Consider the following 22,480-nt stretch of genomic DNA (forward strand, 5'->3'; position numbering starts at 1 on the left):
CGCAACGTGCTTGACGCTCTCACTGCGTCCCTTGAAGCCCATCTCCACGGCGCTCCCGCACCATCGCTGCTGCCCGGAACCTGAATCCAGCTCACGCTCGCGGTCGCCCAGCCCCCTGAACGCTTACCTCCGAGGTACTTGCACCGAGATAGGGACAAGCTCTACTCGGAGGGTGTTCGCCACGCTTACCCATTTGGGGATTCGCGAGGTGCCGAGTGCAGCACGGTGTCCGTGGCAGAATCCCTATGCGGAGAGAGTCATCGGCTCGATACGTAGGGAGTCGCTGGACCATGTCGTCGTCCTGAACGAAGCCCACTCTCGGCGCCTGCTGCGCGAGTACCAGCGCTACTACAATGCGAGCCGGACGCACCTGTCGCTCGGGAAAGATGCGCCCGAGACGCGTGAGGTGCAGGGCCCGGAGCACGGAGCCAAGGTGATAGAGCTACGGGAAGTCTTCGGGCTCCACCACCGGTACGAGCGCCGCGCTGCGTAGAGTCTCGGTCCTTCCAAGAACACCCTCGTAGACCCGCGCGTGCTGCACCAGGCTACCTGCGTTCGCAGGAGGGGCGGGGAGTGCCCACACGCAGGTAGCGCGAGGTGTTGAGGCGTCTGCGCCGGGCGTAATTCCGACCTCTGTCAAGCGGAAGGGAGGACCCAGCGGCTCGTCATGCGAATCGCTCACGTCATGACGCGCGTTTTGACGCACTCATGACGCAGCGACTGAATTTTGGGTAGGCACACCGCGTGAACGGCGGCGCCGAGCGCGAGCTCCCAGCTCGGAACAGCAAGGCCGGCCATGGGGACGTGCCCCACGACCGGCCTTGCTCCTCGGCGTGTCGACGCGGTCCTACCGCAGGGGCACGCGCTTGAGCCTGAAGGGCGAGGGGCTCTCGCTCATCGTGAAGTAGCTCGCGCCGTTGGCCTCGTACTCGATCGCCTCACCCTGGCCCTCGGAGGTGTCGGTCAGCGTGACGGGCGTCGCGAAGACGGCCGACTCGAAGCCAAGTCCCGGCGTCGCACGGAACTCGTAGACAGTGCGGTAGGTGCGAAGGAGGAAGCGATCCGCGCATGGGTGGATCGCCGCCGCGGTCGCGGCCGAGAAGTTGTCGTCTCCGTTCAGCGGCAGCTGGATCGTGTGGACGTGGATCAGCGTGGCCTGCACGCCCGGCGTCAGCGGCTGGGGGAACTTGTACACGCCGCTCTGCCCCGTGCCCCCGTTCTTGGTGACGACGTAGATGTCCCCGGTGGTGGGGTGCACCATCAGCGACTCCGCGTCCTTCGCGCCGTCCGGATAGACGAACGGGAAGGCCTCGGCGACGAGCCCCCCCGAGGTCTGGCCGTTGGCGAGATCCGGCTCGGGCACGCGGTAGATCGTGAACGACGTGGGGCTGCCACCCGGAGGGAAGTTGGCGCTCCACTTCCCGATGTCACCGATGAAGATGCACGAGCCGCTCGGGCAGGGCCCGGTTGCGAGGTCCTCCCAGTCGGCCGGCGTCACGTTGGTCACGTTGAACGTGCCGATCGTGCTCGCGTTGAGGGTGTTGATCGCGACGATCGCGGTGGTGTCCTCGTTGTGCACGTAGAGCGCGTTGCCGACCACGCGGCTCGCGGCCAGGCCCGAGGGCTCCACGATTTCCGGCGCGGTCACGGTGCCCTGGAGCGTGAAGGTGCTCGCGTACGTGTCGCCGACCATGCAACTGGGGGCGTTGGCGGCGCGCAGGACGATCACGTGCGCGGTGTTGGTCTGCACGAACGCGGAGCTGCCGGAGAGGCCCGTCTGGAGGCCCGGCGCGGTGAGCGACCGGTAGGCCGCATTGAAGAGCAGTCCATTGGTGTGACCCAGGCACGCGTCGAAGGCCTCGGTGAAGCCGAGCGGCGGCTCGATGCCGGTGGCAGGGCAGGTGGCGTCCGGCCAGACCTGTGAGCCGTACCAGACGGCGAGGCCACCCGCGCTGCCGGTCACCACGTCGGGCACGGTGAACGACGCGGAGTCGCCGTTCTTCTGGCCTGCGTGCACGTCGATTGGCTGGATCGGATCGACGCCGCTGAAGGCCTCCACGCTCCCCGCCATGTGGGTGGTCGCGTCCAGTCCGAACGCGTAGCTCGCGGGCTCGGAGGCGCCCGCGACGCGGTAGAAGATCCAGGTGCGGATGGCCCAGGCGCTCTGCTCCGAGCGCAGGAACGTCCAGCCGGCGGGCGGCGTGACGGTCGCGGAGATGTTGTTGCGCACGGTCACCCGCGCGATGAGCGCGTCGTTGGCCTCGGTCCCCGACGGCTTGGGGATCGACAGCGAAGCGATCGACAGGCCGCTGTGGCGTGAGCTCCCACGCAACGCGACCCCCGAGGACGGTGCGACCTCGGCGCGGCGAAGGGCGACGACCTGCGCGACGTTGGTCTCGGCGAACGTCGAGCTCCCGTTGAACGGTCCCTGGATGCCGGCACCGGCGAGGGGCATGAAGGCGGCGTTGAAGACGAGGCCCTGGGACGAGGACACCAAGCAGGTGTCGTAGGTCTCGGCGAAGCCCACGGGGGGCTCGATCGCCGGGGTCGGACACGCGGCGCCGGTCCACGCCTGCGCGCCGAACCAGACGGCAGCCCCGCCCGCGGTCGAGGTGCTCAGCTGCGGCGTCGTGAAGGCCGTCGAGCCGCTGTTGCTCTTGCCGGCGTGCGTGTCGATCGGGTTGGCCGGATTGACGCCGGCATACGCCACGAGGTTGCCGACGAGGTTGCTCGCGATGGAACTCTGGAACGTGTGGCTCGCGGGCTCGCTGGCGGTGGCGACGCGGACGAAGACCCAGCCGCGGATGCTCCAGGTGCTCATGTCGGTGCGCACCAGCGTCCAACCCGCAGGCGGGGTGAGCTCGGCGCCGATCTGGTTCCGGTTCGCAAGGTGCGCCAGCAGCACGTTACCGGCGGCGACGCCCGTAGGGGTCGAGAGGGTCAGGCTGGTGACCGTCTTGCCGCTCGCGTGCGTGGTGCCGACGAGGGTGATCTCCCCGGTGGCCGGCGGCTGGAGGGGACGCAGCACCACCGCGTGCGTGATGTTGGTGTTGGGGAGCGTGGAGCTGCCGGTGAAGGCGGGCTGGGCACCTGCGGCCCCGAGCTCCGAGGTGGCGGCGCTGTGCAGCACGCCGAGCGACGACGAGACGAGGCAGGTGTCGAGCTGCTCGGTGAAGCCCGTCGGAGGGGTGTGGACCGCGGGGCACGCGGCGCCTCCCCAGACCTGGGCCGAGAACCACACTGCGAGGCCGTTCGCGGACGACGTGGTGGCGACGGGCAGCGCGAGGCTCGCGCTGTTGCCATTCTTCTGGCCCACGTGCACGTCGATCGGCTGGAGCGGATCCGCGCCCGACACCGCGACCAGGGTGGCCGCCATGGAGCTGGCGAGGTCGAGGGTGAAGGTGTGACTGCTCGGCTCGGCCGCGCTGGCCACGCGGAGGAAGAGCCAGGACTTGATGGCCGAGGCGCTCTGCTCGGAGCGCAGCAGCGTCCAGCCAGCGGGTGGGGTGGCGACGGCGGTGACGGCCTCGCGATTGCTCAGCTGCATCACCAGCACATCTCCGGCGGCCGTACCGACGGGGGTGGGGATGGAGAGGGTGGTGGTGGCCAGGCCGCTCGCGCTGGTGGTTCCTCGCACGGAGAGCGTGGAGAGGCCCTGGGCCGTCGTCGCATCCTGTACGTCGTCGGGCTGCGCGAGCTCAGTCGTTCCACAGGCGGCCATCAGTAGGGCGGCCGCGAGCCACAGACTTCGGAATGGGGTCATGGGGTTTCGATCGGGTGTCGACTCACCGGACTGGAGGTCCAGGAATCGGCCATGTGAAGGACCCCGAAGTGCGAAGCGCAATCGACTGTCATGACACGGGAAAGCTGCCGTGAAATGGTTGGGATCGTCGGGTGTCATCGAAAGAAGGTGGCAGTCCTGTCCATGCGGTCACGCGGAGTACTTGGAGAACGCGAAGCCCAAAGATATCTGCGCACGGTGCAAGGGCCGAAGGGCGGTCGGCACCCCGAGGGGTGGGCCTCCAGGCAAGCCTCGTGACCGTGGCTGTGACCGGCTCGTGACGTCAGCAGAACGGTGCTGACATCCTGTGATCTGGAGCGTGCCTGGAACTGTGGGCTTCGTCGAGCTCGTGGGGCACGAGGCCCTTGGAGGCCCTGCTCTTCGGGCGTCCGACCAAGAGGGAGTCGATTGGGGTGTGCTGTGTTCGTGGCCGCTGCGTGATGTTTGAGTTGCTCTGCGTCAGCAGAGCCGATCTCAGAATTGGCGCATGAGGATGAGAGCGCAGGCGAGGTGGAGAAACCCGAGGAAGTTCTCGGCTTTCACCTCGTAGCGGGTGACGAGGCGCCGGAAGAAGCGGAGCCAGGCGAAGTAGCGTTCCACCTTCCAGTATCGCTCGTAGCGCCGCGGCTCGCGCCCGTCCTGGGGGGCCTTGCGCTTGCGGCCCCTGCGGTGTGGGGCAATCACTTTCACGCCACGCTCGTCCCAGACTCGCTCGTCGAGTTCGCTCACACCTGCCGCCAGGTATCGAACCGCTGCGGAAACCCATCAGACTTCAGCGGGTTGTCTCGCTCAATTTGGAGATTGGCTCTCCGCTGCCCACCTGGGTAAGCGCGACGCTTCCCGGAGGAGGCCCTTCCTCCGGGGTTGCCTGGCGCGGGGCGCCTTGGGACTGAGAGGCGTTGGATGCGCCACGCACCAGCGGGACCGCCGAAGCACCACGAACTCGCAGGAGGGTGGGCATTGTGCGGAGTCTTGGCGCTCTCGGAGGCTCTTGGGGCGCTCCGGACCGGAGTGCCGTCCACCTCGCGTGGCAGGCAAACACCCCCCGTGAAACGGTGGCGGAGGCGGCTGATCCGAGGCTTCCGACGGGCCTTCACTTTGAGTGCTGACTGGGAGGGCTTCTCCCGACCTTGCGCCGCCCCCTTGGGGACCAGCAAAGCAGGTAAGAGACGCAACCAGAAAGCAGAGAGAGACGCCTTCCCAGAAACCTCAGAGCGGAAAGAGCGGGTCACCGGGGGAATATTGTTAACCACCGCCCCAAAAGTTAACAGCACTTGTTAACCACTCTCGGCCTCTCTCTCCCCAAAACGGGCGAAAGAGCACTCCAGAGAGCCCAGTTGGTGGCGGAGAAGAGGGGGTCTCTTGCTCTGCGGGGTAGAGAGTCGAGAGCGCCCTCTTCAGCACCGCGAGCCAAAATCCCTTGGGATTCAGCGGCTTAAGCACGAAGGCCCCGCGATGTCATCGCGAGGCCCGTGTTAAACAAAAAGGGCCCTACCAGTTGGTAGGGCCCTTCAAGTAGCTCCCCGACTGAAGCCCTGTGCGAACTCGTTCTCGGCGTTTCTCTGAGAGGACTCAAAATCTCTGAGGAACAGGAAGCCGAGTAATATTCAGTGGTTCCAATGAGAGGGCTGGGGGCCCCCTTCAATCGGGGACCGATTGAAGGTCCGCAAACTTCACTTCGTATGTGCCCGGATGTCATGGCGAAGGGCCGCTGTCAGCTTTCCGCCCGCGGTTGTTGATGTGGGTGAAAGTCGCATGATTTGGAGGAGGGGGCTCACGGCTTTCATGCCGTACGCGACACCACTAGGCAGTGCCAAGGGGCGTTTGTGCCTCGCGCATCCGCTCCCGCGGGTCCTCCACCAATGCATGGCTGGACGCGATGCCGCGGTCCTGCTTCGTCCCTACTTGGGTCGGATCCGCAGAAGGGGCAGGGTGCGCTCCTTCCAACATCCAGGAGAGGAGCGACGCATATTGACTGCCCACCTGTTCAGGGCTAGGCCTTAGATCAATCTTGCAAGCCTAGGAGTCGTTCGATGGACGTCGACGAAATGAGCCAACAAATTGAGGCAGAGGAAGCGCGCCTCCGGGAACTGCTGAAGGAGATGGGGGCGTTGGTGCCTAGCATTGTCGCAGCAGTTTCTGCGGAGGTCGTGGAGTGGTCTGGGGTGGCTGCAAAGAATGCTGCCGAGGGGCACTTCACGAGCAACCCGAAGCGGCATGCAGAACTCGCGGCCAAATTGCCAAAGTTGAAGCAGGCCGTTGATGCTACGTTGGCGCGACTGCCCTCGCTCGTTGAACAAGAGTTGAATCGCCTCGGGTCATGGGCGCACACGAGCAAGGAGGCATTGAATGGCCTGCCGTGGACCGTGACCGAGGAGACCGGTCAAACGTGGTGGAAGGTTGCAAGGACAACGTATGGCTTCATCGCTCAACCACTTGCCGAACACGGATTTGTAGGCGGCCGTGGTCGGGGGGACTATGATTTATGGTCGCCTGACAGTTCCCACCCTGGTCGCTACACATTTGGGTTCGGCGGCGAGCTGAAGACGATGCCGGAAAGGGTCCGCGTAGCATTGAAGCCATACAAGGAGCGCTGGGCGGAGGCTCGACAAAAGCAACATGCGGTAGCGGTCCTTGAGAAAGAAAGGGCCAAGCTAGCCTTCAATAACACATGGGGGAAATAAGTGCGGGCGGGGCCGGAGTTCGTTGGCCTCGCGCGCTCGCCTTGACGCACTACTGAGTCTGGCGTTGGCGTGACACTGCGACTGAGTTGGGGTAGGCACAGCCCTCAGTTGGCCCATTCAGTGACTGGTGAGATAGGCGACCTTGCGTGAGGGAATACGATGCTTGAAGAGACGCGCCGACTGCTGACCGCAAACGGGTTCACTGAAGACTCGCCTGGACTCCTGAGCCACTCACTGGCCCACTTCACACGCCCCACTGCCAATGGGGCCTTCAAAATCGCAGCGTCGTGGTCTGCCGTGATTGTAGAGCACGTCGAGTTGGGCCTGGAGTTGAGCAGGCAGCAACCGTGTATTGGCACAATCCATAGAGCGTTTTCGGTTAAATCCTTCACCAAGGCGCTTTCATCCATTTTGGCCGAGCTGGAGCATTTGGCGTCAAACCCCGACCTGTTGAAATGTCCTGAGTGCGGGGAGCGCTACGTGCATCTGAAGGAGCCCACAGGCATGAAGAAGTTCAAGCCATTCCTGTCGTGCGGCGGAATGCGCGTCGTTCGGAGGAGCTCCGAGGGGATGCGATACAAGGATATTGCCTGCCGTGGCATTTCCAGGAAAATACCCGCGCTTAAGGAGTATCGCTGAACGGGGGGGGCGGCGTCGGTGTCTCGCCCGGCATCAAGGCTCCAGCACAGGGGGACTTTGCAGCGACCGAGTTCTTGAGCTGCACAACGGAGGATCAGGGGAGCTGTGGCCGCCCTGGGCCTGCGTCCCCCCACGTTCGCCGCTGACGACTACCTCTCCAGGGTGATTGCCCCTGGCCGCGTGCCCGACGCCAACTGCTCTCGGAGGAGGCCGTCCATGCGGATGCGGTTGGCGCGGGACGTGGAGTAGGAGGCCGACGGCCGGCGGGAGCTGACGGTGGAGGTATCCGTCCACGAGAGGCGGGGTGGGGTTGCTGAGCTCCAGTCCGCAGGCGCTGAGTGTCGCCTACGAAGGTTTCTGGGACGGCGGGCCTCAACCGCCTGGGCAGCGGCACGGCCGTGATGCGGATGACGGCTCCCGGGCTGTACCCGTGGGGCGGTGCGTCGCGCGTGCCTGGCGTGCCGGGGCTGGCTCGTATCCGAAACCTCCGCGGGTGGCCTTGGGCCAGACACGCCTTAGCCCAGGGCCTGGCTCGGTCCGGCACTGCCGCCGCTACCGCCACCAGCCGACGAACCCTGGTGTGGAGTGGGGCGTAGGGCGCGCCCGAACTTGGCTCCCATGCGGTGCCCGTGGGCGTTCCGAGGATGAATAAACCTCAGCAGCTCTCGGTCAGATGGCGAACTGGCAAGCAGGCGCAGTGACGCAGACCCTCCTGGGCTTGGAGCTCGTTCCGGGGCTCCTGCGGTGCTTGTGGGCGAGTCGTGCGACGCTTCGGGGGCTTGTTCCGAGAGATGGCTGCGACGCTCAAACGAACTGGTCGGGGAGTTCATGCTTACCGTTGCCGTGCGCAAGGGAGGCGGTCAGATCCAGGTGGTGGAGGCGTTAGCCCTCAAGGGACAACCCGAGGGCGCGGCGTTTTGCCCGAGCGAGGACTGCGGTCAACCCTTGGAGCCGGTCTCCGCATTCATGCGCGTCGGCAGCATCCCGGTACGCTCCTTTTTCAGGCACCAGCGAGGAACTGCCAAGCAGCGCCCCTGTTGGGGCGCCAAGGGTGAGGGAGGTCTGCACTTTGCCGCGAAGCTCCACCTCCGCACGCAACTCCAGGAGCTGTGCGAGAAGGGTGGGGCGCTCGTCGTGGAGCAGCCGTGCCTGCGATGCGCGGCAGGCCTATCGCACGAGGCCGTGCTCACCGAGCCGGGCGATGCCATCCGCATTGAGCACTGGCTGGACCCTCGACGCACCCTGAAGCCGGATGTGGTCCTACTGCGCGCCGGTGTTCCGCTCCTGTCGTTCGAAGTCCGGGCTGCTCACCCTTGTTCACCGAGGAAGATTGGTGCCCTCACGGTGGCTGGGGCGCAGATGGTTGAGGTGGATGCCTGGGCGCTGCTAGGGACGGAGACCGCGCCAACGTGGCGCTTCTCCTCGCCCCTGCCGTTGAAGCAGGCGGTACTTCCTGTGAGCCGGCGGCTTTGTGAGGGCTGCCAGGCGGCGCAGGACTATGAAGCTGCCTGCGAGAGGCAGGCTGAGGAGCGGAGGCAGCGCGCACGCGAAGCGGAAGACCAACTCCGGGCGCAGCGCGCTCGCGAGGCCGAGGCTCAGCGCGCTCGTGAGGCCGAGGCTCAGCGCGCTCGTGAGGCCGCAGCTCGGCGCGCTGGCGAGGCCGAGGCTCGGCGCGCTGGCGAGGCCGAGGCCCAGCGCGTTCGGAAACAGGAAGAGGTTTATGACTCGTCTTCGCGGAACGATTTGTGGGCCTCAAGGTTTGGCGGAAGCGCCAGGACGAGCTCTCCACGGACTCCCTCTCGTCCGGTGAGAATCTCCCCCTCAGTTGAGGTTCTCGCCCACTGCATCGTCGACGTGTGTCGGCCCGACGGGGTACGAGATGAAGTCGAGCTTGTCCTCGAGCGTGAGATGGGCGCGCATCCGCAGGGGAAGTTGGTGGAATGCGACGCTTCAAACCTGCGGAGGGGGAAGCCGGGGGTTCGGCACGAACGTCAACTCCTGGGCGAATGGACTGGGCGCGCCACGAAGGAGCCTGACCTGCTCCTCAAAAAGGCGCGTGCTGCGGCACTCGCTGCGTACAGGGCCGTGCGGGATTCAGGATGCGTCGTAGATACCTATGGCGGCTTTCGTCTCGGGGCCTCCAGCGTGGGGCAGTGGCCGGACCCGAACTACTGGTGGGAGGGGGCGTCACGGCGTTGGGTTGGCGCGCAGTTGCGAGATTTGCTCGCACGCGAATTCAAGATCTCGGAGAGCGCAGTCGAATCAAGGCTGCCCGCGGAACATTTCCGTCGAGTGCGGGTGAGCTTCAGTACGGGCAAGGATGCCGTCGACGCCTACGTGGCGCTTGGCACTGCTAAATTCGCCGACTGGCTGGGTGAAAAGGCGTAGCCGAGTGGATGTGCCCCGCCGTTACAGGTCGGCACTCTTGAGGAGCGAGGACGCATGCATCGCGACGATGAGGCAGAGCCGGACAGCCTCCACCCGACGACGGTGTCGGAGGAGGAAAGGGCGCTCGGCTTCAAGGAGGAAGCCATCCCTTCTCCAGGTGCTGGGCAGGTTGCTTCGGCGCCTGGCCTGCGCGCGGTCTCCATGTGGGTCATGGAGGGGAAACGGGCGATCAAGACGGCCAGCCCCGACGGAGAGATTTTCTACGTCATCAGGAATGAACAGGGCCGAGAGGTCGACCCACCCGTGGAGTCGCTGAGCGTTCTGTGGCGGCGGTACATTTCGTAGCGCCATTCCGGACGGAACCTCCTTCCCCTTGGCTCAGGAAGGATGCCGCCTCGGTAGATAGGCTGTTCTGACGACGCCCTCAGTGCGCCTGGCTCTCCTGTGTGGATGCCGTCCTACACCCCCGCAGCGCGCGCCCGTGCGTCAAATGTCACGAGTTCAGGGAACAGGTCGAGCTTTCCGGTCTCCCTCGCTCGGCGATGGGCCCAATTTCTGAGCACCAGAATGTTTCTGACGAAGGCTATCGCGCTGTAGGCCAAATCGAGAACGAGGTGCTTCTTGGCTGCCTCGTGTGAGGCGGGCAGGCTGTCCTCTGCGGTGCCGGGAGTTGGATTAATGAGTCGATCAGAATGGAGCGGGCCTGTGTATAACTGTGCCTCGGCCAGTTGCTTGAAAGTGAACCCGGCGACAACGTTTACTCCGTTTGCTTTGAACACCTGTACCGAGCGCTCCGGATACGGCTTTCCAATGATCGCAACCAGCTTGTCGTAGAAGCTCCTGAACTCGTCATCGTCGCCGAACAGGGAAATAATCTCCCGACGCACGTCCTTGAAGAAAAAAAGTTCGCCGTCCGACAGGAACTGCCTAAGCCTGCCTAATAGGCTCTCGAGGTGAAACACATCGAAGTTGACCTCTACCGTATCGGGCCCATCCTCTGGGAAAGAGGCTTCAACTCGGAGGGTCGAACCTCCCGCATGCGCGGCGTAGAAGGGGTGCGCTTCGAGTACGTCGCAGAACTTGAAGAACTGTTGCAGCCTTTCCTCTGGGGATGGCGTGGATCGGGACCTGGTCATTTGACCCTCCTTTCGCTGGGGCAGGCGAGCGGTGAACTCGCAGGCGGCAGCATACACACATCCTCTAAAGTCGAGCCTTATACTCCGCTGGCCTCTACCTCCCTCGGGGTATTGCCCCGCCCGAGCGCCCGACGCCCACTGCTGACGGAGGCGCCCACCATGCGAATGCGGCTGATGCAGGATGTGGGGGAGGAGGCCTATGGCGGGCGGGATCTGACAGTGGAGGTATTTGTCCACGAACGGCGGGGCGGCGTCTCCGAACTCCAGCCTGCGGGCGCTGAGTGGCGAGTGCGGTGGCTGCGTGGGACGGTAGACCTCAACCGCCAGGGCAGCGGCACGGCCACGGTGCGGGTGTCGATGCCGGGGCTTTACCGCGTGCGGAGCGTCGCGAGTGCCCGGCGGGCCCGGGATGCCTGCGTCGAGGTGACGGACGAAGCTGGCGCCCTCCATGCTGCCGTCCTCGGGGTGGACGACGAGGTGCCGCGCACGATGGGGCCCGTGCTCCAGTCCCTGGAAGAGCGATTCGGCATCACCTCTGCCCGGGCCGCACGCGCGGCCCAGCGACGTGATGCGGCTGACGCGCTCGCGGACCAGCTCGAGGCGGGCTGTGTCCACGTCATGCTGCCGCGCGTGGTCCTGACCGTGGAGGGGGGGGCTGGAGGTACCGCCCCTCCACGCCGTCAGCGACGAGCAGCTCGCCTATGCGCGGGCTGTCCGGGCGAGTGCCGTCCAGGGCTTCCTTAGCACGGTGCTGGCGCGCGGCGCGAAGCTGCCACGCTCCAACGTCGAGGAGCAGATGCCGATGCTCGCCGGCTGGATGCAGAGCCATCTGAGTGTGAAGACGGAGAGCCGCTACTGGCTGGACGGCCAGGCGCGCGCGGACCCGGGCTGCGGCGTGTTGGGCGAAGCCTTCCGCGAGGCACGAACCGCGAAGGTGGAAATGCCCGCGGACCCGCTTCCCCACATCGACCTGGCATGGTCGTGAGCCTGAAGGTGATTTCGGACCGCCTCGCCGAGCAGGGACGCGCGAAGCCGCGCGCGCCTCGGTCACTCGCATTGACGCGCTGCTTGACGGGGGCTTGACGCGCTCAGGATGCGGCGACCGAGTTCTGAGATAGGCACAATTGACCTTCGTCGTGGCCCGGAAACGGCGTGAGGTCGAAGGAGGGCGCGGTCATGCAAGCCCTCCGATGCGCCCTTGGAGTTCTAGCCCGAGAGAGTTCTGGCGCGCGACTAGCCATGCGAGGAGACCACGAAAGGCCGCGAACGATTCACTCGTCGCGCGCAGGCGACTCTGATCTTGGTCCCAGACCACGTTTAGGAGCTTCGCGAGATCGTCGCTAACGTCATCGTCGCGATAGACGGAATGTTTTTCGTCAGCTTGGAGACGTTTAAGAAACCACGCCAGCGTGCGCAGTCGAATTGCTGCCGCCGCAGGCTTCGACAGCCATCCAGCGAACTTGCCCAGTCGCCTTCCATCCTGTGGGGCCTTCTCCATCCATGCAGAGATGACGTCCCAGATGCCGACGACGTGGTGGGCGTGACGTTCAGCCCACACGTCTCTGAGCCACCAATGGATCCCGATCAGCGCATCCCACACCTCTTCATGCCAAGGCCATCGTCGCGTGCCGGCGATATCTGAGAAGGCGCGCTGCGACATCTGGCGAATGAGTGGGGCATAGGTCGCAGGCGTCTGTTCGGACGAAAGGGCACGGCGGTGTAGTGCGTTCATGAACTTCTCCGGCCAGTCGTGAGCCTCACTGTGGAGGTCAACGATCGCTGCCCAGAACAGCTCGGGATTTTCGGTCGGGCGCAGTTGCAGCACCACCGATGCCACGTTCTCAAGCACCCACACTTCATCCTCGTGGGGGTACTGATGCTCACGTCGCTGCAAGTCGGAGCGCGGTCTCGCCGCGACGATATCGAGCGCGACCCGCCAGAACTGAATAACACCCGCTCGCTCCTCCGGGCTTAGTGCTTCATCGGGCAGAGGCAGCCACTCATGGCTGCAGCGCACGAGATGGAAGTCCATCAGACTGGAGCCGGGCGACCTGTGGCGAAGAGTATCGAACTCGGAGAAGCGGCTCGCTTCGTCGAACCGGTCCCAGCCAACATGCAGGGGAGTCAGCTTGCCATCGACGAACGCGGTGATCATCTCCTCGCACCAGTCCGTCAATTCGCTTTGGAGTCGTTCTCGCACCACTACATCGCCTGGCGGGACCATGTGCTGCCAACTACGCAACACGTCGACGTGATCCCGAACATGCGCCCAGTCGACCGCGAGCCGGCGCAAACGCCCGAAGTCGTCACCAAGCGCTGCTCGATGCTCAGCGCATCGCGAGAACAGTAGACGCACCGCGGCGTACTTCTTTGAGAAGACCATCTGGGCGATAAGACGCCGCCACCGAGCATCCTGCGGCTCACGTGCCCACAACATGGCGGCCAACTCAGCGAGAAAACAGTCCCATGTCCACGTTGAGGCGTCGCGTTCGTAAACAAGTTCGTCTTGCTCCGGGGGGGCGCCGCTCAAAAAAGATTCAAGCGTGGCAGCAACCTCTTCGCGCCGAGTCGGATGTCGGGACAGCCAGTCATCGTGCCAGAGCAATACGGCAATGCCGCCGGTGAACGCGTTGACGTACTCATCACCAAGTCTCTCCTCGCCACCAGGAAGAGCTGGTCCTGTCTTGGCAAGTTCCCGAATGCGATTCCATGTCTGCCACAGCTCCTCGAGCTGGGGATCGGTTTGGACTCTTCGCTCATCGAGGATCGTGCGGCAGCGCATAGGGAAACTAGTGACGAGCATCCGATCGTTGACTGCTTGGTGCTCGTTTGATCTCTCGGTTTGCATTCGCTCGATCGCGACGTTGACGATGACCAATCCGTGCTTCGGGTCCTCCCGCGTTTGATAGTTGGCCGGGTCGAGCCAGAGATCGAGTTGATCCGTCATCTCGACGAGGCGCTCTCCGTCAGCCCGTCGCTTCTTCCACCACGCGCGAACCGAGGAGAAGAAGGACTGCATTTCTTCGCTCTCGAGCAAGAGCATCGTCGCTACACGCCGAAGGTCATGATTTCTGTGCTCCAATTCGTGGAATTGCTTGGCAAGCTTGATGAAGAGCTGACCATGTCTGTACGCACCGATCATCATGTGCGAGCGGCCATTTACCAGCTTCCTGATCTCCCACAAATAGAGTTCAGGAGCAGACAGCAACGCGCGCAGCGGTCCGTTAAAAAGTTTCGGCTGACGCTTGCCGATATCGCAGAGCACTCCCAGCGCCGCAACCGAGCGACTTCGTGCAAGAACGGCGGCGGCGCTCGCAGTGATGTCGTCCCCGGCATCGATGCGCATATAGAAATACTGCTCCAGCGCCATAAGGGCTATTTCGATGGCGTCGGGCGGATTTCCCAAGCCGGAACTCCAGCCGTAGACGAGCGCGTCGCCTTCGAAGCTCTGGTTCTCGATGCCATTGTCGTGCAGTAGTAGACGCCGAGGTGGCGCGGCAGCAATTCTTTGGTCAATCTCGGTTTCGCTGTGGCCCTCTGAGATCGCTCGCTCGCGCCACTCGCTGAGTTCTTGAGCGGCACGCTCGCTCGCTCGTGCTGTGGCAAAGTCGAGGAGCCGCATGATCAGCTCCAGCCCCTCCGCGAAGTTCTCCCGAAGACAGAAGAGGAACGGGCCCTGCGTGTAGAGGGTTGGAGGCCATTGGACTCTGTGAACGAACTCGAGTTCTCGCTCGTGGAGCCGACTGCTACCCCAATACACCTCGTACGGCGCCTCGATTAGCGTTGCGAGGATGACCTCGAGGGCGATCATCGGACGTACTCGATAGAGGTGCTGAATATCTAGACTATCCAGGACGACGCTCTGGAACTCATCATCGACACGCGCGAGCGGGCCATCAGGCCATGGGCCACGCATGAGCCCGGTGCTGAACATGTTAGGGGGGGGACGCAGCGGCATCGCGTCGTCTTCCGCCATCGCGTCGTCTTCCGCCATCGCGTCGTCTTCCGCCATCGCGTCGTCTTCCGCCATCGCGTCGTCTTCCGCCATCGCGGGGCGGGGAATGCGCTCAGCCGCGGTCTTTGCGATATGCGCGACATCGTCTGGTCGCTCGGGTGCTGCCAGGAGGGCGCACTTGTAAAATCGTCCACGCTCCCCTCTCCAGCGATAATCATCGCGCGAATTGACGGCCCTCTGCCCGAGCATGACCGCAAGCTCAGCGGCTTCGCGTCGCCGGCTGGAACCCGGAGGAACGGATACCAGCCACATCTCGACGACCTTCGCGACCTCGCACGCGGCCGCACTCAAAGCCTCTTCGCGATGAGCGTGCAGGACTGCGAGGACATCGAACCAATACGGCCAGTGAGGACGCCGAAAGGCGGCGCGCGCTTCATTGGCGTCCATTCCGACGTTTCGAGCGACCCCCTGCATTTGCTCGTCGGGGACCGTGGCGAACGCTAGGAAGCGCGTTAGCAGGCGTTGGAGCAATGCCCCATCACCAGTGACCAAGTCAGGGAAAATGCGGTCCAGCAGTGGTCCCGCGTTCATGGCGAACGCGGGGGCCTCAAGGAGGAGGTCTCGAATGATGGTCATCTCGCCGCTGTCGAAGGACGACATCAGCGTCTTCCACTCGTCGACTCCTTTCTCTCGCTCGAGCAGGTGAATCCCGAGGAGGCGGATTGCGCGGTGCCAAAGGGGCGATTCGTGGCGCCCTTGGAGAAAGGCCGTGAGGTCGGTTCGATGGTTCAGCAGAATGCGAAGGCGAGCCCAGTCGCCGTAGAGGTCGTGTGCGAACGCGAGGCGATCGCCCGGCAACTGCACAAGAAGTTGGTCTGCGATGAGAGACTGTGCTGCGTTTAGGGAATTCGCCTCAAGGGTATCGACTGACACGGAGACGGTGAGTTGGTCGGCCTGGGCCCGCGCGAGGCTGCGGGCGAACTGCCCGCGCGCAAGTCGATCTGAACCGCGATCAACCTCTGCGCTCCAGAACCATTCGGCAATGCTCGATTCACCAACCCAGGTAGAGGCGTCGATGTCGGTCCCGCCGAGGAGGCGTCGGACAACGAGATCGAGGAGCTTCAGGTTCGTAAGGAGAGTTCCTACCCGGGGCTGAAGAAGGAGGCGCCGCAACGTCGGAGCGACTTCCCACACGGGCTGAAGGTCGGCTGGTTGCGGTGCCTGGGCTTCGTGTATGCGCCAGCTAGACACGGAAGCACCAGCACGCTGAAGTTCATCGAGGACCCGAGGCCACTCCTGCGACTGACAGACTGCAAGGACACGCCATCGGGTCGTGTGTGGCGCGCCCCCCACTGTTCGAAGCAACGATGCCACGTTGCGGAACGCGTGGCGCGTGTACAGGCGATCGAGACCGTCGATGATGACGACCGGGTCTCGGCTGGTCTCCTTCCCAATCAGTTCGGCGAAAGGATGCCGAAGCTGAAGTGATGCCTCGAACGCCCCGAAGTCAGCCGCACGATCGAGCGAGGACGTATCGACCCACAATGTCCTCTCGCCGTTCCCGTGTCGGCGCTCGAAAGCAGCCTTCGCCAAAGCGGATTTTCCCATGCCGGAAGCGCCAAGCAGCACGACTTGGACATCAGCCGAGAGAGAATTGATGACCTGTGCGACTTGGTCCTCCCGATGTATGCGAACGCGGTCAGCGATCGAGTCTCGAACGAGCCCCGCCTCTCGCGCGGACCGCCCATCGAGAGTCACCCAGTCCCCAGCATGGTCTGGGTAGTCGGCGAGCACTACGCGCGTACGCAGCCGGTCGATGAGCCCACCCAGGTTGAGGCTGCCGGCCTGCGGGCGTAGCTCAGACGCGACCTTGCGAAGGATGCTCCACAAGGACTGCGCGTCGGTCGAGGTGTGACTGCGCACCGCGCGACGACAAAGCTCAAGAGCGCTGTTTTGCGACGCGGATACGAGAGTCCCGAAGTCGTGCTGAAGGAACCTGAGGCGCTGTAGCAGACGAGCGGTATCAACATCCGTCGTCGTGTGCCCAATCGAAGCAGGGCAGGCGAAGCTCGCAAACAGAGCTCGCTCGTCGGCGGTTGCCCAATTCGGCGTTGCGAGGCGAGCGGGGAATAGGAGCGGATCGTTGACGCGCGCCTTTTCCACCAGTCCAGACACAGAACTTGTGGCAGCACCCGACAGGGGGGCGGTCACGAGCCCGATGAAGTCGAGTGATGCGTCGAATACCGTCGATTTGATGTGGAGCCATTGCTCCCACGCCGCCGTCACAAAATCGGAAGGGGCGGATGTCGCCGTGAACTGTGCGTTGCTTTTGACCGACAGCGCGAAACGGTGGCGACTCGCCCCAACGGCTGTGGTTACCAGGACGTCGTCGAGGAACCAGCCATCGGGGCGCGTTTGGAAGTCGAGGCGAACCGGAGGGCCGCAGTCCACTCCGAAGACGAGGTCTCCCACCAACATGGCCGCGAGCAACCAGGCGCAGACGTCTTCCTCGAAGACGAAGCCGCCACCTCCAGTGTTCTTCGGCGGCGCGACGTTACTGGCCACGGCCACCTCCACAGAGCGGCCGAGAGGTTCGCTGCTCTTCGAGCTCGCGCCAGCCAGGGATGTTCGTGCTCATGAGCGCCTTGAAGAGGCCCCCGTGGGGCGGCACACGAAGGTTCAGCGACCCGTGGGTGATGACGAAGTCCTGGAAGCGCGGGTCCCGGTCGACCAAGTGACTGGCCAGCGCGCAGGTTCCCTCCGACGAGCAAGTCCCCAACGTCCGACGCATAAACTGCACCCGATTCACCCTGCGCTTCCCCCAGCTCGGTGGCGGCGTAATGTCCGCGCTGACGCCACGTTAAGCCCTGCGTGATGGTGTATGGGAGATATACGTACCAGCATGGCGTACGCCGATGCCTGCCCTCTCGAGTTCCGACTTACGACGGCACCCCACTGGCCATGTCCGATTCGACGGGGCATCTCCAACTGCTCCCTTCTGAGCGTAAGGGGTGTTTAAGAAATACCTGAAGCCCGAGGGGTGCTCTCGACCCAGTGCGCCAAGTCATGTCAGTCCTGATTGGCATACCTCCGCCCACAGGTCGGGTGTGGTGTCAGATGCGAGGGAGGGAGCGCGCAGCAGGGACTGTGAAAGCGGAAGTCGCAGCACATCTCCATTCGGCCTAATCTCCGACGAGGTTCATCCGATGGGGCGGAAGGCCTTGCCGTCGCGGGAGATGAATCTGGTGGGTGAGGCCGTGGGGGCGCGGGCACAGGGTGTGCCCGCACGAGTTTCAAGACTGTGCGGCTCATGTGGCGACTCCTACTTCGCTTCGCCGGCACAGGCCTCGCGTTTCGGGCTTTTTCCAGGGTCAGTCCTTCTCCTCCGTGACGCTGAGGCCCAAGTCGGACAGAAGCTCGTCCCGATCCTGGCTGGCGATCCAAATCAGGAAGCTCTTGTCGACGACCTGCAAGTTCCGGTTCGTCGTGTCGTAGTCCACGATTATGGGGCGGATGTTCTTCTTCAGCTGCAAGGACGACGCAGAGACCAGCGCCTGCGTAATGTTGCCGTTGTTAAGGTCTTCGCCTTTGGGATGCGCAGACTTGATGAGGCGGGAGATTTCCCTCAAGCGCAACCCGTCCCGCAACTGGTCGACAGAGCTTTTCAGGAGGACGTACATAATCCACCTAGGCATCTCCAGATCGGTCTGCTGGAAGCCGTCGGCGAAGTTCATGATGAAGCCGTTGTACCGCCCCCCTTGCTCATCGACGACCTGCTTGATCAGCCTCGCTACGTCGGTCGACCCACCAACTTCTCGCAGTGTCGCTTGGGTCTCAAAGATCCTCTCTGCGCGCAGACAGCGACGACAGACCTCCTGGACGATATGGACGCTTTCGAAGCAGCCACGGAGCAGCCCCTCAATGAAAAGGTCGGCGAACTGAACATTCAGAAGTTGCTCACCTGCGCGCACGACCTCTTTTAAAGAGGTCGCAGTCCAGTCGTCGACATCGACCGCGAATACCCGGTCCGTCAAGTCGCCGTTGTAGGCGATGAGTCGGTTCTCCTCCCGCCAGACGCCCACGATGATGAAGGTAATCTTGGACTTCTCATGGAATGCCTTGAGCGAGAAGGCCATGTCACGCTGCGTTTCGTCCGGGAGGTAGTGGAAGTCCTCGAGGACGATGAACTTGTTAAAGTTAATCTCGTTCAGTGCCCGGACGATGTCGTTGACGTCGCCGGGGTCAAGTTCTATCGGCGCTCGACTCTCCGTCGCGGATTGCGTCTTCAGGTGTTCGTAGCCGCCGCCACCCTTGGCTTCCGCGATTAAGGGAATTCCACCCTTGCCCTCAAAGTTCGCGGTGATCTTGTGCGAACCGCTGACCGTCTTTGACGATGACTGGCGTACTGTGTACCCGCACTCCTTCAGAATGGAGGCATGGGTCTCGGCGAGGTTCCATCGATTCTGGCACGAGACGACGACGTAGTCTGTGTCCTTCAAGCAGTGCTTGCGCAGCGAAGTCTTGCCCTGTTTGGAGGTGCCGTAAATGACCACGTGCGAGCTGCGGGACAGGTTGTCCATCAGCTTGGTGTCGACGGACTCTCTGGTGACATAGTTCAATGGAAGGTCGCGGGAGACCCCAAACACATCGTCAACGGTGTGAATCTGCTCTGGCATGCGAAGTGTTGCCCCCCGGTGCGACGAGTTCCGCGAGAGCGTATAAGAACGTTGCCGTCCTGTCAGTCCTGGAACCTGCGCAGGCTCTAGGCCTTCTCACAAACAGGTGGGGAAGAGTAGGTCTCCTCCGTTCTCGTGTCGGCACCCCTTGAGCCCCCGCAAGGCGGGCTCCGGCCGGACGTGAGGCCATAGAGTGCCAGGTGCGTGGACACCTCAAGCGCCAGCGTCATGATAACTGACTGTCCCTCGCCCGGTGGCAGTACGTCTCGAAGCGCTCCACGTGGCGATAGGGGCGGCTGGCGTCGTAGGGGCGGCCATCTTGCCGTGTACGCGCACGTCCGCGGAGGAGCCGCCCGGGGCCGTGCGCTCCGAGGGCCCAGTTCCCTGAACGGGACGCGTTCCTAGGCAACGGAAACAGGCGTCGAGGCAACCCGTGGGTGGCAGGGGTGGTGGCGGGACGGTCTAGGAGACTGGACCTGTTGGGTCGAGTTTGTTGGGTCGGGCGGGAATTTCTCGCCGAAGGAACTTGCTGCCTTGGGGCGGGCCTGGCTGTGCTGCGGCCCTCCATGTCCGACTTCCGCGAGGCCCTTGAATCGATTTCGGAGTCCCCATGCTCCGAGCATCCTGGCTTCTCCGCCGCCCTGGCCTGTACTCGTTGCGGCACCTTCACCTGTGCCTTCTGTGCCGCGTCGGGGGCGGGCCTGTGTTTCCGGTGCCTTCATGCGGCTCCGGAGATGGCGACGCGCAGGGCCCGGCTCGCGGCCAGCCTTATCGACGGCGCCGCGCTCGTGCTCCCGTCCCTGTTCCTGGGCGTCCTCCGGTGCCTGGCCGTGCCGGACGAGGCGGCGATGAAGGCTCCAGCCGTGTACATCCCGGCGCTCCTCGCGTTGCTCGTGCAGGCGAGCCTGATTCGAGGCACAGGGGCGAGTCTCGGCAAGGGGCTCTTGGGGATTCGAGTCGTCCGGAGAGATGGCCTCCCGGCTGAGGTGTGGCGCATTGCCCTGCTGAGGAACGCGCTCCCGATTGCGCTCTGCAGCTACTGCGGCTGGTTCGGCCTCGTGGATGCCCTCTTCATCGTTGGAGCGGACCGGCGGTGTCTCCATGACTGGGTGGCTGGCACCCGCGTCGTGAAGACCCCTTGAGTGCCGCGCTCGTTCGCTGCGCGGTTCGTGACTGGCTGATGCGTTTGTTTCGGAGTCCCTTCACGACAACGAGGGGAGAATGAGAGACGATGACATGGAGGGAGAGGTGAAGTCCGGGCGCCCCCGCTGGTTGGCCGGGGTGGTGTGTGTGGTGGTGGCGTTGTCCATGGGGTGTGCCCGGTCGTGGAAGCGGGAAGACACCAGGACGTGGGAGGGCTGCTGCGAGGGGGCTGACGCGTGCCTTGCGCTGCTGCAGGAACTCCACGGACCCGACACGGGGGAGAAGTGGCTGCCGCCGGAGCAGGCGTGTGCCGCCTGGAAACTGGGGCGCGAGGGAGAGGACGTCGTCCCTCGACTGGTTTCGCTCATTCGGCATTCGGATCGCCGCGTGCGCGGCGGTGCAGTCCAGGCGCTGGCGAAGATGGAAGGGAAGGCCACGGGCGCCGTGCCTGCGCTCATCGAGGCGTATGAGCGGGAGCCCGGTGGGCTGGCCCTGCACGCGCTCGCCTCGCTCGATGACGAGAGAGCAGCGCCAGCCATTGTGCGCCACCTCCTGGCGTCGCCCACGTCGGCGCTGGAGCACCTCGGCCCGACGTTGACCCCGGTGCTGTTGGACGTGTTGGAGAACCCGGAGTCGAGCTGGGAGGCGCTGGTGCTGGTGCGCCACGTCCTTTCCCGGCGCGCCTCCATGTACACGGAGACCTTTGTCCCGCGCCTGCGGACGCTCCTCGCGCGGGAGCTGGAGGAGCCCACGCTGCGGCGCCCACCTGGGACGTCCTGCCTGTCGGCGCCTGCGCCAGGCTGCGAGGCGGTTTTCGACGCATGCACCCCGCGAGCGGCCTACGTGGCGTCCGTGCTGGCGGCCTACGCGCGCCAAGGGGCGATGGGTGAGCCCGAGGCATTGCATGCGCTACAGCGGGCGGACGTGCGCCTCACACCCGTGGCGCTGCAGGCGCTGGTGGCCTTCGGGAGTCCTGCTGCGGTGCCGGGCGTCCTTGGGCAACTCGCCGTGCCTGAATGCCGTGCCCGGGCCCTTGCGAGCCTCGTGTCCCTGGGGGGCGTGGCGTTGCCAGCCGCGACGGAGCCGCTGCTGCGGCTGCTGGCCACGGGGGAGGAGGGGTGGGAGCGCGCGCGGGCCGCGGAGGCCCTTGGGCGCGTGGGAGACGCAGCGGCCATCGGGGCGCTGCTCCAGGCGGTGTACGCGCCGCACAGCGAAGTCCAGGCCGCGGCGGTTTATGCGCTGGGCAAATACTCCTTCCGGGAAAATGCGAAGGAACTGGTGCCGCTGTTCCAGCAGGTGGTGGCGACGCACGCCTCTCCGGTGGCGCGGAGCCATGCGAGGTTGGCCCTGGAGGGGCTCTCCGGCCAGGAGGTGCGGCCTCCGGACTCCATCGACTGCGCCCGTGTCATTCCAGGCCACGGCGCGGGTTGGAAGCTGTGCCAGGGGCACACCTCACTCCAGTTGCACTGGGAGAAGCCGAAGGCGCCCCCGCGGCTGGGGCCGTGTGCGGATGTTCCTGATGGGGACTCCGCGTCCGTCCTCGAAGCCATGGGGGAGGCCTGCCTCGTCGGACGGGATGACGGGGAATTTGGGGGCACGCTGGAGGTGCATGAGGCCGGGCGGGTAACGGTGCTGGAGGAACCCCAGGCCAACCCCCTGCAGGCGGTGCGGATGCACGGCACCCTCGTGGTGGTGGAGGGCCTAGCACACCTGGCTGGCGGTACGGGGCGCCTGGTGCGTGTCGACGAGTCCGAGGGGCGGTGGCGTGCCACGCCTTGGGTGACTCTCCCAGGTGCACCGATGGCATACGCGCTGGATGAAGCGGGGGACCTCGTCGTGGGGACGACGAATCAGCGACTCGATGAAGTCGTGTGTGGCCGGGCTGGCGCATTCGCTCCGGCCCACGTGCTTCGCGTCACGGTGGACGGGCGCCTGGCCCCCGTCGAACCGGACGGACGGCCCTGACGCCCCCGCGCGGGAACGGGCGCCCCTCCCGGGGCAGGAGGGGGCCTGGCGCGGGCGGGGGCGCTTCAGGCGCGCCGCGTCTGCGAGCGGAACTCGCTGGCCCAGCGCTGGGC

General features: G+C 64.5%; 13 protein-coding genes and 1 pseudogene. 8 read left to right on the plus strand and 6 right to left on the minus strand.

Annotated elements, in window-relative coordinates:
* Positions 1 to 208 precede the first annotated feature (208 nt).
* Positions 209 to 493: a transposase gene (locus D7Y11_RS31060; protein ID WP_233607439.1), complete on the plus strand. Its 285-nt coding sequence runs from the start codon at positions 209 to 211 to the stop codon at positions 491 to 493.
* A 354-nt stretch (positions 494 to 847) separates the two neighbouring features.
* Here the strand turns inward: D7Y11_RS31060 and D7Y11_RS31065 are convergent, their stop codons facing one another.
* Positions 848 to 3,763 (minus strand): cell wall anchor protein, encoded by a 2,916-nt coding sequence (locus tag D7Y11_RS31065; RefSeq protein ID WP_126935483.1) that lies wholly within the window; start codon positions 3,761 to 3,763, stop codon positions 848 to 850.
* A gap of 492 nt (positions 3,764 to 4,255) precedes the next feature.
* Positions 4,256 to 4,474, minus strand: a pseudogene (locus D7Y11_RS31070) (transposase); the annotation flags it as partial.
* A 1,340-nt stretch (positions 4,475 to 5,814) separates the two neighbouring features.
* Here D7Y11_RS31070 and D7Y11_RS31075 point away from each other — a divergent pair.
* The 4 genes from D7Y11_RS31075 to D7Y11_RS31095 all read left to right on the plus strand — a co-directional run bounded on the left by D7Y11_RS31075 (position 5,815) and on the right by D7Y11_RS31095 (position 9,837).
* Positions 5,815 to 6,465, plus strand: a complete 651-nt coding sequence (locus D7Y11_RS31075; protein WP_126935485.1) for a hypothetical protein — start codon at positions 5,815 to 5,817, stop codon at positions 6,463 to 6,465.
* Between the two features lie 159 nt (positions 6,466 to 6,624).
* The gene (locus tag D7Y11_RS31080; RefSeq protein WP_126935486.1) at positions 6,625 to 7,104 is read left to right on the plus strand and encodes a hypothetical protein; all 480 of its coding nucleotides are present in this window, start codon (positions 6,625 to 6,627) and stop codon (positions 7,102 to 7,104) included.
* An 828-nt stretch (positions 7,105 to 7,932) separates the two neighbouring features.
* Positions 7,933 to 9,492, plus strand: a complete 1,560-nt coding sequence (locus tag D7Y11_RS31090) for a hypothetical protein (protein WP_126935487.1) — start codon at positions 7,933 to 7,935, stop codon at positions 9,490 to 9,492.
* Between the two features lie 54 nt (positions 9,493 to 9,546).
* The gene (locus D7Y11_RS31095; protein ID WP_126935488.1) at positions 9,547 to 9,837 is read left to right on the plus strand and encodes a hypothetical protein; all 291 of its coding nucleotides are present in this window, start codon (positions 9,547 to 9,549) and stop codon (positions 9,835 to 9,837) included.
* 113 nt (positions 9,838 to 9,950) lie between these two features.
* On the opposite strand, the gene D7Y11_RS31100 is transcribed toward D7Y11_RS31095, so the two are convergent.
* Complete coding sequence (locus tag D7Y11_RS31100) at positions 9,951 to 10,628, minus strand: hypothetical protein (protein WP_126935489.1); 678 nt, start codon at positions 10,626 to 10,628, stop codon at positions 9,951 to 9,953.
* Positions 10,629 to 11,376: 748 nt separating this feature from the next.
* On the opposite strand from D7Y11_RS31100, the gene D7Y11_RS31115 reads away from it, so the two are divergent.
* Positions 11,377 to 11,613, plus strand: coding sequence for a hypothetical protein (locus tag D7Y11_RS31115; protein ID WP_199753822.1), 237 nt, complete (start codon positions 11,377 to 11,379; stop codon positions 11,611 to 11,613).
* Between the two features lie 189 nt (positions 11,614 to 11,802).
* On the opposite strand, the gene D7Y11_RS31120 is transcribed toward D7Y11_RS31115, so the two are convergent.
* The 3 genes from D7Y11_RS31120 to D7Y11_RS31130 form a co-directional block, all read right to left on the minus strand.
* The gene (locus D7Y11_RS31120; protein WP_126935491.1) at positions 11,803 to 17,148 is read right to left on the minus strand and encodes an ATP-binding protein; all 5,346 of its coding nucleotides are present in this window, start codon (positions 17,146 to 17,148) and stop codon (positions 11,803 to 11,805) included.
* On the minus strand, positions 17,138 to 17,374 hold the full coding sequence (locus D7Y11_RS31125; protein WP_126935492.1) for a YgjP-like metallopeptidase domain-containing protein: 237 nt from the start codon (positions 17,372 to 17,374) through the stop codon (positions 17,138 to 17,140). Before D7Y11_RS31125 ends, D7Y11_RS31120 begins: the two co-directional genes overlap by 11 nt.
* A 580-nt stretch (positions 17,375 to 17,954) precedes the next feature.
* Complete coding sequence (locus D7Y11_RS31130; RefSeq protein ID WP_126935493.1) at positions 17,955 to 19,259, minus strand: hypothetical protein; 1,305 nt, start codon at positions 19,257 to 19,259, stop codon at positions 17,955 to 17,957.
* Positions 19,260 to 19,993: 734 nt separating this feature from the next.
* Between D7Y11_RS31130 and D7Y11_RS31135 the strand changes: the two genes are divergently transcribed.
* Together D7Y11_RS31135 and D7Y11_RS31140 are read left to right on the plus strand one after the other, a co-directional pair.
* Positions 19,994 to 20,401, plus strand: coding sequence for an RDD family protein (locus tag D7Y11_RS31135; protein ID WP_233607438.1), 408 nt, complete (start codon positions 19,994 to 19,996; stop codon positions 20,399 to 20,401).
* Positions 20,402 to 20,495: 94 nt separating this feature from the next.
* On the plus strand, positions 20,496 to 22,367 hold the full coding sequence (locus D7Y11_RS31140) for a HEAT repeat domain-containing protein (RefSeq protein WP_126935496.1): 1,872 nt from the start codon (positions 20,496 to 20,498) through the stop codon (positions 22,365 to 22,367).
* Positions 22,368 to 22,480: the final 113 nt, after the last annotated feature.

The sequence above is a fragment of the Corallococcus sp. AB018 genome, from assembly GCF_003986945.1.
In the GTDB taxonomy this organism is placed as follows: Bacteria; Myxococcota; Myxococcia; order Myxococcales; family Myxococcaceae; genus Corallococcus; species Corallococcus exiguus.

Bases quoted from the DNA above. Each gene is read 5' to 3' on its own strand.
- D7Y11_RS31125 (WP_126935492.1), bottom strand. From the start codon at position 17,374: ATGCGTCGGACGTTGGGGACTTGCTCGTCGGAGGGAACCTGCGCGCTG.
- D7Y11_RS31090 (WP_126935487.1), top strand. From the start codon at position 7,933: ATGCTTACCGTTGCCGTGCGCAAGGGAGGCGGTCAGATCCAGGTGGTG.
- D7Y11_RS31080 (WP_126935486.1), top strand. From the start codon at position 6,625: ATGCTTGAAGAGACGCGCCGACTGCTGACCGCAAACGGGTTCACTGAA.
- D7Y11_RS31100 (WP_126935489.1), bottom strand. From the start codon at position 10,628: ATGACCAGGTCCCGATCCACGCCATCCCCAGAGGAAAGGCTGCAACAG.
- D7Y11_RS31140 (WP_126935496.1), top strand. From the start codon at position 20,496: ATGGAGGGAGAGGTGAAGTCCGGGCGCCCCCGCTGGTTGGCCGGGGTG.
- D7Y11_RS31095 (WP_126935488.1), top strand. From the start codon at position 9,547: ATGCATCGCGACGATGAGGCAGAGCCGGACAGCCTCCACCCGACGACG.
- D7Y11_RS31135 (WP_233607438.1), top strand. From the start codon at position 19,994: ATGGCGACGCGCAGGGCCCGGCTCGCGGCCAGCCTTATCGACGGCGCC.
- D7Y11_RS31075 (WP_126935485.1), top strand. From the start codon at position 5,815: ATGGACGTCGACGAAATGAGCCAACAAATTGAGGCAGAGGAAGCGCGC.
- D7Y11_RS31065 (WP_126935483.1), bottom strand. From the start codon at position 3,763: ATGACCCCATTCCGAAGTCTGTGGCTCGCGGCCGCCCTACTGATGGCC.
- D7Y11_RS31130 (WP_126935493.1), bottom strand. From the start codon at position 19,259: ATGCCAGAGCAGATTCACACCGTTGACGATGTGTTTGGGGTCTCCCGC.